Raw genomic sequence first — 14,757 nt, 5'->3', positions numbered from 1 at the left:
CCGGCATGAGCGAACCGCTGCTGAGAGTCGAAGGGCTGCGCACCCGCTTCGAGACGCGGGCCGGCGTGCTGCACGCGGTCGATGACGTGAGCTTCGATATCCGCCGCGGCGAGACCTTCGCCCTGCTGGGCGAGTCGGGCTGCGGCAAGTCGATGACCGCGCTGTCGCTGATGCGGCTGGTTCCGGCCCCGGCCGGGCGCGTCGTCGGCGGGCGCGTGCTGCTCGGCGGCGAGGACCTGCTGGGTCTGTCGGAGGCCGCGATGCGCCGGGTGCGCGGGAAGCGCATCGCGATGATCTTCCAGGAACCGATGACCTCGCTCAATCCGGTGCTGACGATCGGCGAGCAGATTGCCGAGTCGCTGCGCCGGCATCGCGGACTGAAGGGCGCGGCGGTGACGCGCACGGTGCTGGAGCTGCTCGACGCGGTCGGCATCGCCGACCCGGCGCAGCGCGAGCGCGAATATCCGCATCAGCTGTCGGGCGGCATGAAACAGCGCGTGATGATCGCGATCGCGCTGGCGGGGGAACCTGATCTCCTCATTGCCGACGAGCCCACCACCGCGCTCGATGTCACCATCCAGGCGCAGGTCCTGGCGCTGCTGCGGCGCCTGCAGCGCGAGCGCGGCATGGCCATCCTGCTGATCACGCATGATCTGGGCGTGGTGTCGGAAATGGCGGACCAGGTCGCCGTGATGTACGCGGGGCAGATCGTGGAGCAGAGTGCGCGCGGGCCGTTCTTCGCCGCCCCCCGGCATCCGTACAGCCGCAAGCTGTTCGAGTCGCTGCCCGAGATCGAGAAGCGCGCGCAGCCTCTCGCGGTGATCCCGGGAATGGTGCCCTCGCTGGCGCGCACCTTCACCGCCTGCCGTTTCGCCGAGCGCTGCGATTTCGCCTGGCAGACCTGCCGCGAGGTGATGCCGCGCTGGATCCGGGTGTCCGAGGGCCAGGCGGCGCGCTGCCATCTGCTCGATGCGGAGCTGACCCAGCCCGCCGATCGCACGGCCCCGCCGCCGGCGCCCGTCGCGCACCGGCAGCGCGTCGCGGTCCGGGTCGAGCCGTTGCTGGAGGTGGACGGGCTGAAGGTGCATTTTCCGATCCGGCGTGGTCTGCTGAAACGCGCCGTCGGCCAAGTCTACGCGGTGGACGACGTCTCGTTCAGCATCGGCCGCGGGCGCACCGTCGCCCTGGTCGGCGAGTCGGGCTGCGGCAAGACCACGATCGGCAAGGCCATTCTCCAGTTGATCCGCCCCACCGCCGGAAACATCCGTTTCGATGGCGAGGAACTGACCACGCTCCAGGGCGAGCGGCTGCGCCGGCGGCGCTCCGATTTCCAGATCATCTTCCAGGATCCGTATTCGTCGATGAACCCGCGCATGCTGGTCGGGGACATCATCGAGGAGGGCATGCGGGCGCTCGGGCTGGAAACCGATGCGGCGCGGCGTCGGGCCCGTGTCGAGGCACTGCTCGAGCAGGTCGGCCTCCCGCGCGACGCCCTACAGCGGTATCCGCACGAGTTCTCGGGTGGACAGCGCCAGCGCATCTGCATCGCGCGCGCGCTGGCGGTTAACCCGCGTCTGCTGATCTGCGACGAGCCGACCAGCGCGCTCGATATCTCCGTGCAGGCGCAGATTCTGAATCTGCTACAGCGGCTGCAGGACGAGATGGGCCTGTCCTATCTGTTCATCACCCACAACCTGTCGGTCGTGGCGTATCTTGCCGACGAGGTGGCGGTGATGTACCTCGGCCGCATCGTCGAGCACGGCACGGTGGACGAGGTCCTCGGTGCGCCCAGGCATCCCTACACCCAGGCCCTGCTGTCGGCGATCCCGGTGATCGATCAGTCCAGCCGGCGCGAGGTGATCCGGCTGGAAGGCGACCTGCCGTCACCGGCGAGGCCGCCTTCAGGCTGTCATTTCCATGTGCGTTGCCCGCACGCCACGGCGCAGTGCCGGGCGCACTATCCGGCGGTCACCCGGTTCGGGGCGTCGCATACGGTGCGCTGTTTCCTGTACGAGGCCGACGAAGCGGCCGAGGCCGGCTGCTAGCCCTGGCCTTGCTGCGGCGGACGCGCCAGCGCGCTGTGGCGCATCGAATACAGGAAATAGACCACCATTCCCAGCGCCAGCCAGACCACGAACCGGATCCAGGTCACCAGCGGCAGGCTGGTCATCAGATACAGGCAGAAGGCGATGCCGAGCAGCGGCGCGACCGGCATCCACGGGCTGCGGAACGGGCGCGGCAGGTCGGGGTGGGTGCGACGCAGGGCGATGACGCCGCCGCACACCAGCACGAACGCGGCCAGCGTGCCGATGTTGACCAGTTCGGCGACGTCCCCGATCGGGGTGAATCCCGCGATGGCGGCCATGACCACCCCGCTGGCCAGGATGGTGCGGACCGGCGTCTTCGTCCCCGGGTGGATGCGCGAGATGCCCGGCGGCAGCAGACCGTCGCGCGACATCGCGAGGAAGATGCGGGTAAGGGCGTAGAACAGCACCAGCATCACCGTGGTCAGGCCCGCGATCGCGCCGGCCGCGATCACCGCGGACGCCCACTGGTGGCCGAGGCGCAACAGGGCGTCCGCCACCGGCGAGGCCACGTTGAGCGTGTGATAGGGCACGATGCCGGTCAGCAGCCCCGACACGAGGATGTAGATCACCGTGCAGACCCCGAGCGAGGCGATGATGCCGATCGGTACGTCGCGGGGCGGGTTGACGGTTTCCTCCGTGGCGGTCGAGACGGCGTCGAAGCCGATATAGGCGAAGAAGATCAGCGCCGCGCCGCTCGCCACGCCCTCCCAGCCGAAGGGCAGGAACGGAACCCAGTTGCCCGGGTCGACATGGCCGGAGGCGACCGCGATGAAGACGGCGATCGCGCTGACCTTGATCAGCACCATGGCGGCGTTGAAGCGGGCGCTGTAGTGGACGCCGACGGCAAGCAGGACCGCCAGCACCAGGATGATCGCCGCCGCGGCGAGGTTGACGAGCCCGCCTTCCGCCGGGCCGTGCGTCAGCTCGGGCGGGAGCGGCAGGCCGATGGCTGTGAGCGCGTTGTTCAGATACCCCGACCAGCCGATGGCGACGGCCGCGGTGGCGACGCCGTATTCGAGGATGAGGTCCCAGCCGATGATCCAGGCGATGAATTCGCCGAAGCCAGCATAGGCGTAACCGTAGGCGCTGCCGCAGCCGCCCACCGCCGCGGCCAGCTCCGCGTACGCGAGTGCGGCGAAGGCGCAGGCGAACCCCGCCAGTACGAAGGACAGCATGATGGCCGGCCCGGCCTTGGTGGCCGCCGCGATTCCGGTCAGCACGAAGATGCCCGCTCCGATGATCGCGCCGATGCCGAGCATCGTCAGGTCGAAGGCGGATAGGCAGCGCCGCAGCCCGGTGTCGCAGTACATATCGGCGTTGATTGCCTTGGTTCGGAAGAGATTCATCACGGAAGGTCCTCTGCGCAGCGCATTGATATTACTGGAGCCCAAGGGAAACCCCTGTGCGAGCAATAATGACAGAAAGTCTGAGCAGAGCAAGCTATGTGATTCATTGATCGAGTGAAATCCGTTCGTGCTGTGGTCGCGGACCGGTTCGCGCCGGGGCGAATGTTGCGCCAGATGGGCGCATGTATTGATCACTGACCTGAGAGTTCAGGGTTATCTGATTGAATTATCATGCGCCTCGCCGGTCATCACGGTGTCCTGCGCGGGGCGGGGTATCGGTGGTCAATCCGTGGGGCGCTTGTGTCCCCGACCGGAGATGCGCCGCCGCACGCGGCCTCCCATCGGGAGGCGCGGCCGGCGGGCGGGTTTCGCTTCAGCCGTTCTGGTAGGCTTCGGCGAGCGAGACGGTGCGTTTCCTGGCCTGGCTCAGTGCGCTTTCCATCAGGGTGACCATGCCGTGCTTGATGGCCTGTTGGCGGAGGTCAGCCGCCGTGGCGCCGTTTTCCAGCAAGGTGTAGATCTCCGGAGTCATCTCCAGCATCTCATACACGATGATGCGCCCCTGGTAGCCCGTATGGTTGCAGCGGTGGCAGCCCTTGCCGCGGTAGAAGACCTCGTCCGTGCCGACGCCGAGTGCGCGGCGCATCTCCTCCGGCGCGTCCTCGCTCTCCAGGCAGTGGCTGCAGTTCAGGCGCAGTGCACGCTGGGCGAGTACGCAGGGCAGCGAGGCCTTGAGCTGGCGCGGTTTGATACCCATCTGCGTCAGTTTCATGACGGCTTCGATGGTATTGTCCGCATGCAGCTTGCCCAGCACCAGATGTTTGTTCAGCGCGGTGTCGATGGCGCAGGCCACGGTTTCCTCGTCGCGCAGTTCGCCGAACATGACCACGTCGGTGCTCTTCAGGTCCATGTGACTGATCAGGCCCGCGTAGCCGGCCCTGGGTTCGAGCTGGATCTGATCGATGCCGGGCAGGTGATAGCTGACCGGGTCCTCCAGCGTCAGGATGCGCAGGTTCTGTGCCTTCAGCGCGAGCATCGCGGCGTACAGGGTAGCGGACTTGTCCGAATTCTCCGGACCCGTGACCAGAACCATGGAATAGGTCTTGCTCAGCTCCTCCATGAACAGGAACTCGTCATGCGTGCTCAGGCCGAGCTTGCCCAGCGGACTCAGCCGCGTTCCGGTATTGAGCAGGTGTATCACCGCTTCCTCGCCATCGGCGCCGTTGCGCAGGGAGATGCGCAGCTCATGGATCAGGTCATTGCTGACGATCGAGGTGCGGCCCTGGCGCGCGCCGGAAGCGGAACCCATGCCGGCCATGATCCGGAGGCGATCCAGCACCTTCGGGTACAGGACCTTGCTGAAGCGCCGGATCGGGATCAGCGCGCCATCGATGCGGAACAGCAGCTCGACGTAATCCCGCTTGGGTGCGAAATGCACATCGACGGCGTTGCGCTGGATGGCGTCAAGGAAGGTGTTGTCGACGAAGCTGATGATCGGTTTGGCGCTGTCGGTCGCGGCGGATTCCGCAGGCTTCTCCGCCGGCGCGGTGGACGCCTTCTCGATCGTCGCTGCGGGCGCCGGCGCGGCCTGTGCCCTGACGGCGCCGTAATACTTGCCGAGCGCCCAGTGGATATCCTCCCGCGTGGCGATGGTCGGCTCGATGGTGAGGCGGGTGATGAAGCGGAGCAGTGTAAGGGCCTCGGTGTTGGCGGGATCGTCCATGGCCACGACCAGACGGTTCTGGTGGATGACCAGGGGGATCAGCATGTATTTCTGCGCGACGTCCGCCGGCACCAGATTCAGGCACTCCAGATCGATATAAAAGTTGCGCAGCAGCACGAAGGGGAGCCCGAACTTGTGGGCGAGTGTGCGGTAGATGTCGTGCGCCGACACGGTCCCCATCCGGACCAGGATCTCCCCGAGTTTTTGTGTACGGTCTTCCTGTTGGGACTTCAGCGCGGCCTCGAGCTGCTCGGGCGTGATGATGCCGGCCTCGACCAGCATCGCGCCGATCTGTTTCGCGCCGAGCAGCGCATTGCCGGTCTGCCCCGCCTGCTTGTCGAGCGCCTGTTCGAGCTGTATGGAGTTGGCCGCCAGCCCACTGGCCTTGCGATCCGTCTTGCGGCGGTTGTAGGCCGGTTTCTTTTCACCCGCTACCTCGGACTTCTGGGTCCTGGTGCCGCCGTGCGGGTGCGTGGTGACGGATTTGCCGTTGCCGATGCTGTATTTCTTCACGACCTGGGCCGGAATGAATATGCGGCTGATGTAGGCGCTGCCGACCAGCTGAAACAGGTGCAGCCCGACGTCATCGACGAAGGATCCGCGGGTGCGTCCGGCCAGAAACCGGCCATCGGTGAAGGTGACGTGAAAATCCTCCACCGCGCGCGGCATCGAAACGACCCCGGCATTATCCTGCAGCAGCGGATGCTTGGCGGTGTTGGTCGGGTGTTTGCTGATGAAATTCAGTTGCCGCAGATCGGAGAATTTAATGATCGAGCGCCCTTTCTCGCTGCTGTGCAGGGTCAGGACCGCCTGCGGCCCGTCGAGGGTGACCAGTCGTCCGGTGACGGTCTTGCCGCTCATCAGGGTGGCCGCCACCGGCGCGTTCAGCAGATTTCCTTCCGCCACCGTGGAGCGCAGTGGAGATACGGGAAGATCGATTACATGGCTGGCGCTGCTCATAATTCTGCATCCTATTGTTATCTAAAAAATATTCCGTTCTCCGCGGGCCGCCTGGACAGGAAGGGCGGCAGCGGATTTCGGGCTACGACTTTAGTATCGGCAGGATGCGGAACTAGATAAAAGGTAAGGGAATTATTTCCCCGCCTCCCCGGGGACCTGGAGGGCGGACCCGGCGCCTCAGTGACGGAACAGGGTATGGCCGAGGCCGAGCAGGCGGGAGAGGATGTTGCTGCGGAATTGGGTCAGATCGATGCCGTACGCGCCGTCCGGGAGACCCTTCTGGATGTCGACCGGTTGTCCGTCGCTGTCCTGGGTATAGGTCAGGAGGTCGATCTCGGTGGTCTTCTTCATCGGTTGCTTGTCGCGATCCAGGATCAGCATGATCTTGGGACGCAGCCGGCGGTCGTGATTCTGTTCGGTGATGATGCCCACCTCGCCGGTGCTGAGTTCGATCAGCGAGCCGGCCGGGTAGATGCCGATGGCCTGGATGAATTCGTCGACCAGTTCGGCCTGGAATTCCTCGTCGCGCATATCGTGCAGGCGGGCCATCGCGTCCGCCGGCGACAACGCCTCTTCGTCAAAGCGCGGCGCGATCACGGCGTCGTAGAAATCGACGATACCGGCGATCTTGCCGAGCAGGGGGATCTGGTTGCCGCGCAGTCCCTTGGGAAAGCCCGAGCCGTTGTAGCGTTCGTGATGGGTGCGCACCGTCCACAGGATATCTTCGTTGATCCCCTGAATCTCCCTCAGGATCTCCACACTGTACTCGACGTGTTTTTTCATGACTTCGTGCTCATCCGCCGTCAGGCCTTCCTTCCGGGTGAGGATCTCCGTCGGCAGGCGCGTGTAGCCGACCTCGGACAGCAGCACGCCCATGGCAAGATTTTCCAGACGTTCCTTGCGCAGGCCGAGATGGCGCCCGAAGGTGATGGCCCAGACGGACGAGCGCACGCTGTGGCCGTAGGTATAGGTGTCCTTGTCACGGACGCGCGCGATCCAGATGGAAGCGTCGGGATTGCGCAGGATGCTGTCGATCATCCGGTTCGCCACCCTGCGCGTCGCCGGAATGTTCGCGGGCTTCCCGCTCGCGATCTCCTTCATCACGCTGTCGACCGCGGCGGCCATGTCCCGCTGGAGATTGCCTGCGGCGGAGATTTCCTGCCGGATGCTGCGGGTGCGGGGGTAGCTCGATTCGTCGACCCTCAGGTTGACGTAGGCGCGCGCCTGCCTGCTCTTGCGTTCGCTGCGGGCGGGTTTGCCGTTCGCCGCCGGGGCCGCGATCGCCTCGATCTTGCTCTTGACCATGTCCACGTAGACATATCTGCAATAGCTGCCGAGGGTACGGATCTCATCGAGGCTTTTGATGTGAAAGCCCTGGATCGGGAAGGGGGTGCCGATCCAGGGGCGATCGAGGCGGGCGACGTACATGCCGAGGACGAGATCCTGCACGCTGACCTTTTCCTGTGTGAATTCAACCATAGCCTGTGTGCGTAGTGGATTGCGGCCGGGCGGGTGCGTGCTTCGGGGTTCCGAAAGATACCGCGGGGCTGTGTATTCTACTTCTTGGGTATCGGCAGGTCGCAGGGGTTTCTGATGGGACGGCCCCGGGCTCGAAACATTTTATATATTAAAAACAGTAAATTGCCTTGTATCTCTGAGAGCGGGCTCCTCGGTTGGACAGAGGCGGGTCTCCGTTTCAGACGCGGAGCGGCGGGGAAGGGTTCCCGGGGCGGGTGCCGCGGATCAGATATTCTCGGTCTGGTTTATGACGTCGACGTACAGCGTCAGCTTCTGGCCGGGGTGGAGGTAATCGTTTTTGTGCAGGGCGTTCCAGTCGCGCAGTTCGGAGACCTTGACGTTGAAGCGTTGTGAGATGCGCGCGAGCGAGTCGCCCTTGCGCACGACGTAGTTGATGCGCCGGGTGGCGCTGCTGAGCGGATGCTGGGCGTTCGGCCCGGTATCCACGCTTGCCGTGGCGCTCTGCGTCTGCCAGATCACCAGACGCTGTCCGATGTGCAGCGGGTCGCGCGGTGATATGCCGTTCCAGTTCGCCAGGTGCGTCACGGCGACACCGTGCGCGCGCGCGATATCCCACAGCGTGTCGCCGCCGCGTACCGCATACACCAGTTTGCTGCCCGAGCGCGGGCTGTTCTGCACCGTGCGGAGCCGTTCGTCCTGGCTCAGGGCGTATCCGGACAGGCTGCGCGAGGAGACCGGGATGAGCAGGGCATTGCCGGCGCGGATCATATTGCCCTTGATGTCGTTGACCTGACGCAGAACCTCGATCGTGGTGTGGTGGCGCTGGGCGATGGTGCCGAGGGTGTCTCCCGTGCGGATGATGTAGCGCTGCCAGGTCAGCCGGTCGGCCTCGGCCAGGGTCGGAATCCTGGCCTCGAACAGATCCGCCTTGTCGAGCGGAAGCAGCAGTTGATGCGGGCCCTCGGGATCGGTCGCCCAGCGATTGAAACCGGGATTGAGGCGATAGAGCTCATCCAGGCTGACTTCGGACAGTTCGGCCGCCTTGGCCAGATCGATCTGGGCGCCGGTCTGTACCGTGCGGACCACCGGCATGTCGGGGACCGACTGAATCTCGAGCGCATGCGTGTCGGGGCTGGCGAAGAGTTCGGCGAGGGCGAGCAGTTTGGGTACGTAGGCGCGCGTCTCGGCCGGCAGTTGCAGGGACCAGAAATCGGTCGGCTTGCCGCGCCGCTGATTCGCCTGTACGGCGCGTTTCACCGTGCCGGCGCCGGAGTTGTAGGCGGCGAGGGCGAGCAGCCAGTCATTGTCGAGTTCGTCGTGCAGGGCCTGGAGGAAATCCAGCGCGGCGCGCGTCGAGGCGAGAATGTCGCGGCGACCGTCGTACCACCAGTTCAGTTTGAGTCCGTAGTGGCGCGCGGTCGACGGGATGAACTGCCAGATTCCCGCGGCGCGGCCGTGCGAATAGGCGAACGGCTGGTACGCGCTTTCGACGATCGGCAGCAGCGCGATTTCCATCGGCATGCCGCGCTGCTCCAGGTCCTCGACGATGACATAAAGGTAGGGGCGCGAGCGGTCGATGGTGCGATCGAGGTAATCGGGATGGCGGGCGTACCAGTCAAGCTCGGCGCGTACGCGCGGGTTGTCGTGACGGGGAATACCATACCCGGCCCGGATGCGGTCCCACAGATCCGGGGTGCCGTTGTCCGCCCCCGAGGCTTCCGCATCACCCGTTTCGTTCCCCGGGTCTGTGCCTTCCGTGTCGGCCAGTTCCGGATGGGTTTCCAGTGTCTGGTGTTCCGGATCCGGGGGGAACAGGGCGCCGTTGATTCCGTCCCAGTCCCCGGGTGTCTCTTCCGCATAGAGGTCGCCGGTGTCGCCCGTATCGGAGACGTCAGCGGGTTCGAGTGAGGCCTGATGCGTCGTCGCGCACCCTGCCAGGATAGAAAGCAGGAGGGCAAGCAGGCCGTTCCGGATTGGCGCCAATTTATTATTGTCCATAATGCGGATTGTCTGAGCGAGCCTGGAGTATAACAGTAAATCGGCACGTTTGAAGTTAACCTTAGTCCGGATCGATTTCCGCCCGGCTGCGCTGTTCCGGCGATGGTGTCTTACTGCATATCCTTCCACCGGCGTATCGTCGCAAAAACATCGAGTTCGCTACCGAGAGACCGGTCGCAAAATCGTTCGGCCGCCCGCCGGACAGCCGCGGTATGGCAGCGCAGGAAGGGATTGGTGGCCTTTTCCTCCGCGAGAGTGGCGGAGGCGGTGGCGAGATCCAGGCTGCGCAGTCGCCGCGTTTCCTCGAGGCGCGCGGCAAGGCGGGGATTGTCCGGCTCCACCTGCATGGCGAAGCTCAGGTTGGCCAGCGTGTACTCATGTCCGCAGTGGATGCGTGTCTCGTCCGGCAGGCTGGCGAGCCTGTGCAGCGCCGTCAGCATCTGCTGCGCGGATCCCTCGAACAGCCGTCCGCAACCGCCGGTGAACAGCGTGTCCCCGCAGAACAGCAGTCCGCGATCATGGTAATAGGCGAGATGATCCAGGGTATGTCCCGGTATCTCGAGCACGCGCAGGCGCAGGCCGCCCGGGAAGAGTTCGTCGCCCTCGTGGACAGCGTGATACGAGGGGCCGAGACGCAGTCCCGCGGGTCCGTGGACGGGGATCGCGAAGCGATGCATCAGGGCGGGAACTCCGCCGACATGATCGGGATGGTGATGTGTGATCAGCATCGCGACGGGTTGCAGTTTGTGCGTCGCGAGGGCGGAGAGGACCGGCGACGCCTCGCCGGGATCCACGATGATCGCCGGCGCCGGTCCCTCCGCCGTCCCGTCGAGGCGGATCAGCCAGATATAATTGTCGCGCAAGGCGGGGACGGGGATTACCTGTATCATGTGTGTACCCGGAGCAGGCCGGTGACTTCCGGTGCAGGCGATGCGAATCAGGATAGCCCATGCCGCATGACGCGGAAAGCAAACCTATGAAAACGGTCAGGGAAACTCTCTCCGGGGCGGAGGAGCGGCGTCGGCTGCGCGCATGGTACGAGGGGCGCCTGGGCCGGTTGCTGCTGGAGTGCGAGCGGCGCGAACTGGACGAAGTGCTGGCCAACCTGTTCGGTTATTACCTGCTGCAGGTCGGCGCGGTGATGGACGCCTATCTGCTCGAGTCGAGCCGCATACGGCATCAGCTCGTCGTGGACAGCGCCTGGCCGGCGGAGCCGTGTCGCGCCTGGCCGGGACAGATTGCGAGCCTGTGCGGCCGGCCGCAGCAATTGCCGGTGCAGAGCGACAGTGTGGATGTGGTGCTGCTGCCGCATACGCTGGAGTTCGCGCCGTCGGCGCACGAGGTGCTGCGCGAGGTCGAGCGGGTGCTGGTGGCCGAGGGACATGTCGTCATTCTGGGATTCAATCCCTGGAGCGTGTGGGGGATGCGCCGTCTGCTGCGCGGGCGCCGGCGCCGGCATGCGCCCTGGCACGGCACGTTTCGCGGCGTCTACCGCATCAAGGACTGGCTGTCGCTGCTCGGGTTCGATATCGTGCAGGTGCGGCCGTATTTTTTCCGCCCCCCGCTGCAGCATGAAACCACCATGAGGCGACTGGAATGGCTCGAGCGCCTGGGGCGGCGCTGGTGGCCGGTGCTGGGCGGCGCCTACCTGATCGTCGCGAAGAAACGGGTGACCACGCTGACGCCGATCAAGCCGCGCTGGCGGCCGCGGCGCAGCCTGTTGCAGCCGGATGTCCCGAAGCCCACCGCCTGAACTGGATCCGAAATGAAGGATATCGTGGAAATCTTTACCGACGGGGCCTGCCGCGGGAATCCGGGACCCGGCGGCTGGGGCGCCCTGCTGCGCTACAAGGGCAAGGAGAAGCGCATTCACGGCGCCGAGCCGCATACCACCAACAATCGCATGGAACTGACCGCGGCCATCGAGGCCCTGGCATCGCTGAAGCGGCCCTGCCGCGTCAGCTTGACCACGGATTCCCAATATGTGAAAAAGGGCATGAACGAATGGCTCGCCGACTGGAAGCGGCGCGGCTGGAAGACGGCCGACAAGAAGCCGGTCAAGAACGCCGACCTGTGGCAGCGGCTGGACGCGGCCGTTGCGGGCCATACCATCGAATGGCATTGGGTGCGCGGCCACACCGGGCACCCGGAAAACGAACTGGCCGACGCGCTCGCCAATCAGGCGATCGACGCCATGATCGCGCGGGGCGGAGTGACGGAATCCTAGTCCGGCGCGCAGTCGTCCACTACGGATTTGAACGGGGATTTCAACAGGGATTTGCACGGGATACATCCATGCGCCAGATAGTGCTCGATACCGAAACCACCGGCCTGGAGCCCTCGCAGGGCCACCGCATCATCGAGGTCGGCTGCGTCGAGATGGTCAACCGCCGCCTGACCGGAAGGCATTATCACCAGTATCTGCAGCCGGACCGCGAGATCGACGCCGGCGCCGCCGAGGTGCACGGGATCACGGGCGAATTTCTGCGCGACAAGCCGCGCTTCGCCGACGTGGTGGAGGAGTTCCTCGATTTTGTGCGCGGCGCCGAGCTGGTCATCCACAACGCGCCCTTCGACCTCGGTTTCCTCCGTCACGAATTCGGCCTGCTGGGGCGCTCCTGGGACGAGGCGGCCTGTGGCGTGATCGACACGCTCGCGCTCGCGCGTGGACGCCACCCCGGCCAGAAGAACAATCTGGACGCCCTGTGCAAGCGCTACGGCATCGACAATTCCGAGCGCACGCTGCACGGCGCGCTGCTCGACGCCGAGATCCTGGCCGATGTCTATCTCGCGATGACCGGCGGGCAGAGCCGCCTGCTGCTGGAGACGGAGCCGGAGGCCGTGACGACCCTGGTCAGCCAGGCCCCGGTGATCCGGCTGTCGAAGGATCGCGCCCCGCTGCCGGTGATCCCCGCGAGTGCCGCCGAGCGGGAAGCGCACGCGCGGCAGCTCGAGGGGATCGATCGGACCAGCGGCGGCAAGTGCATCTGGCTGCGGCTGGACGCCCAGGTCTGATGCGCGGGTTGCCGGTGGCGCCATGATCGGGAAGATCGGCCGTTTTTTCCAGGAGCGCATCCAGCCGCCCGACGCCGGCGACGGTCATGAGCAACGGCTTCGTCTCGCCACGGCTGCGCTGCTGATCGAGATGACGCGCGCCGATTTCAGCGTGACCGATTTCGAGCGCGCGGCGGTGGACCGCCTCTTGCGTGAACATTTCGGGCTGGACGATGCCGAAACGCGGGAGCTCGTCGAGCTGGCCGAGCTCGAGGTGAAGACGAGCGCTTCACTGTTCCAGTTCACGCACCTGATCGACAAGCATTTCGCGCTCGAGCAGAAGATCGCGATCGTCGAGCTGATGTGGCGCGTGGCATATTCTGACGCCGATAAGGACCACCATGAGGAGCATCTGGTGCGCAAGGTGGCCGAATTGCTGCATGTTCCGCATTCAGCCTACATTCGCGCGCGCGAGCGGGCCGCGGCTGACATGGAAGGGTGAGGCTCGCCCGAATCGTTACATCAGGTGCGCGTTGAGGTACATGTGGCTGGCGATGCTGGCGACGTAACCCAGCGCGACCGCCCATGACCAGCGCAGGTGCGCGAAGAAGGTGTAGACGCCGCGCGCCTGTCCCATCAGCGCCACGCCCGCGGCCGAGCCGACCGACAGCAGCGAACCGCCGACTCCGGCCGTCATCGTGACCAGCAGCCATTGTCCGTGCGACATGTCCGGGTTCATGGTGAGCACGGCGAACATGACCGGGATATTGTCGACCACGGCGGACAACAGGCCAATCATTATATTGGCCCAGGTCGGCCCGAGATCGACGTAGAGAAACTGCGAGACCAGCGCCAGATAGCCCACCGCTCCAAGTCCGCCCACGCAGAGGATGACACCGTAAAAGAACATCAGGGTGTCCCATTCGGCCCGCTTCATGCTGATAAAGATGTCGAACGGCTTGCGTGGGGGGGCGGTCGAAATGTCGATGCCGCCGTCCTCCGGACCGCCGATGTGCGGCGCGCGGGTCTCGCACATCGTCAGGCGGTAGCCATACAGCTTGAGCAGTCCGAGTCCCATCATCATGCCGACGACGGGGGGGAGATGCAGGAAGTTGTGCATCAGAACCGTGATCGTGATGGTGAGAAAGAACAACCCGATAATAATGAATCCACCCTGTTTGACCCGGATCGAATCCGCCCGGCCGCCGGGGCGTACCCTGGGCACGGTGAACGACATGATCATCGCCGGGACGAACCAGTTGACCAGCGAAGGGATGAATAGATCGAAGAATTCGAAAAAGTCGACCACGCCCTTCTGCCACACCATCAGCGTGGTGATGTCGCCGAACGGGCTAAAGGCCCCGCCGGCATTGGCGGCGACCACGATGTTGATGCAGGCCGCGGTGACGAAGCGGCTGTTGTCCGCGCCGACCGCAATGACCACCGCCGCCATCACCAGCGCGGTGGTCAGGTTGTCCGCGACCGGCGAGATGAAGAAGGCGAGCAGGCCTGTGATCCAGAAGATGGCGCGCAGCGAATAGCCCGAGGTGATGAGCCGGGCGCGCAGTGCCTGGAACACGTTGCGTTCGTTCATGGTATTGATGTAGGTCATCGCCGCGAGCAGGAACAGCAGCAGCTCGGCATACTCCAGGATGTGGTGCAGCACCTCGCGTCTGACGGTCTCGGTATCGCCGGCCTCGGTGTACGCGATGGCGATCAGTATCCAGATGATACCGGCGGCGAACACCACCGGCTTGGACTTGCGCAGATGGATGAATTCCTCGAGCACGACGAAGCTGTAGGCAATCACGAAGATGGCGAGGCAGGAGATGCCCACCCAACTGCCGGTGAGGTCGAGCAGCGTGCTTGCCGGCGTCGTCGATGTTTCCGCGAACGACAGCGGCGACCAGACGGACAGCATCAGCAGCGCGAATATGGTCCAGTGGCGCGACGGCGGGTGTTTCTCCGGAGCGGAGCGGACGGGGAATGTCGATCGATGAGTCATGGGCCAGGTCTTGCGCGATGGATGGCGGATTCTCCCATGCCAGGCCGGCCTGGTCCAGTGCAGCGGCGTGTCGGGACGGAGCGGGGCCGACTCACGCGACGTTGTCTCGGTGCGCGATATTATTTACAATTTTCGCTTCCCGCGGGGCATTTCCCGCGATTTCCG

Annotated in this window: 11 protein-coding genes; 5 read left to right on the top strand and 6 right to left on the bottom strand. The window is 65.0% G+C overall.

The features are described 5' to 3' along the window. The first annotated feature begins 5 nt into the window (after window positions 1–5). Window positions 6–2,045, top strand: coding sequence for an ABC transporter ATP-binding protein (locus IPM20_12770; GenBank protein ID MBK9132492.1), 2,040 nt, complete (start codon window positions 6–8; stop codon window positions 2,043–2,045). Here IPM20_12770 and IPM20_12765 read toward each other — a convergent pair. The 5 genes from IPM20_12765 to gloB all read right to left on the bottom strand — a co-directional run bounded on the left by IPM20_12765 (window position 2,042) and on the right by gloB (window position 10,483). Further along, window positions 2,042–3,433, bottom strand: a complete 1,392-nt coding sequence (locus IPM20_12765) for an amino acid permease (protein MBK9132491.1) — start codon at window positions 3,431–3,433, stop codon at window positions 2,042–2,044. The two genes, IPM20_12770 and IPM20_12765, sit on opposite strands and share 4 nt — an antisense overlap. A gap of 373 nt (window positions 3,434–3,806) precedes the next feature. Next, window positions 3,807–6,116 (bottom strand): Flp pilus assembly complex ATPase component TadA, encoded by a 2,310-nt coding sequence (tadA, locus tag IPM20_12760; protein ID MBK9132490.1) that lies wholly within the window; start codon window positions 6,114–6,116, stop codon window positions 3,807–3,809. 177 nt (window positions 6,117–6,293) lie between these two features. After that, window positions 6,294–7,595: an HD-GYP domain-containing protein gene (locus tag IPM20_12755; protein MBK9132489.1), complete on the bottom strand. Its 1,302-nt coding sequence runs from the start codon at window positions 7,593–7,595 to the stop codon at window positions 6,294–6,296. A gap of 264 nt (window positions 7,596–7,859) precedes the next feature. Next, a complete protein-coding gene (locus IPM20_12750) occupies window positions 7,860–9,593 on the bottom strand; it encodes a LysM peptidoglycan-binding domain-containing protein (protein ID MBK9132488.1) in 1,734 nt (577 codons plus the stop codon). Window positions 9,594–9,703: 110 nt separating this feature from the next. Beyond that, window positions 9,704–10,483 carry a hydroxyacylglutathione hydrolase gene (gene gloB, locus IPM20_12745; GenBank protein MBK9132487.1) on the bottom strand — a complete coding sequence of 260 codons (780 nt, stop codon included), beginning with the start codon at window positions 10,481–10,483 and terminating at the stop codon, window positions 9,704–9,706. A gap of 167 nt (window positions 10,484–10,650) precedes the next feature. On the opposite strand from gloB, the gene IPM20_12740 reads away from it, so the two are divergent. The 4 genes from IPM20_12740 (at window position 10,651) to IPM20_12725 (ending at window position 13,089) form a co-directional block, all read left to right on the top strand. Beyond that, window positions 10,651–11,346 (top strand): methyltransferase domain-containing protein, encoded by a 696-nt coding sequence (locus IPM20_12740; protein ID MBK9132486.1) that lies wholly within the window; start codon window positions 10,651–10,653, stop codon window positions 11,344–11,346. Window positions 11,347–11,358: 12 nt separating this feature from the next. Then, window positions 11,359–11,820, top strand: a complete 462-nt coding sequence (gene rnhA, locus IPM20_12735; GenBank protein ID MBK9132485.1) for a ribonuclease HI — start codon at window positions 11,359–11,361, stop codon at window positions 11,818–11,820. Between the two features lie 68 nt (window positions 11,821–11,888). Beyond that, on the top strand, window positions 11,889–12,608 hold the full coding sequence (dnaQ, locus tag IPM20_12730; protein MBK9132484.1) for a DNA polymerase III subunit epsilon: 720 nt from the start codon (window positions 11,889–11,891) through the stop codon (window positions 12,606–12,608). Between the two features lie 22 nt (window positions 12,609–12,630). Then, window positions 12,631–13,089 (top strand): TerB family tellurite resistance protein, encoded by a 459-nt coding sequence (locus tag IPM20_12725; protein ID MBK9132483.1) that lies wholly within the window; start codon window positions 12,631–12,633, stop codon window positions 13,087–13,089. A gap of 15 nt (window positions 13,090–13,104) precedes the next feature. On the opposite strand, the gene nhaD is transcribed toward IPM20_12725, so the two are convergent. Further along, window positions 13,105–14,508, bottom strand: coding sequence for a sodium:proton antiporter NhaD (gene nhaD / locus IPM20_12720; protein MBK9132482.1), 1,404 nt, complete (start codon window positions 14,506–14,508; stop codon window positions 13,105–13,107). Between the last annotated feature and the right edge of the window lie 249 nt (window positions 14,509–14,757).

It is taken from the genome of Gammaproteobacteria bacterium (assembly GCA_016716465.1).
GTDB lineage: Bacteria > Pseudomonadota > Gammaproteobacteria > SZUA-140 > SZUA-140 > JADJWH01.
The sequence above is the reverse complement of the archived record's forward strand: the minus strand, read 5'-3'. Positions and strand labels throughout refer to the sequence as shown.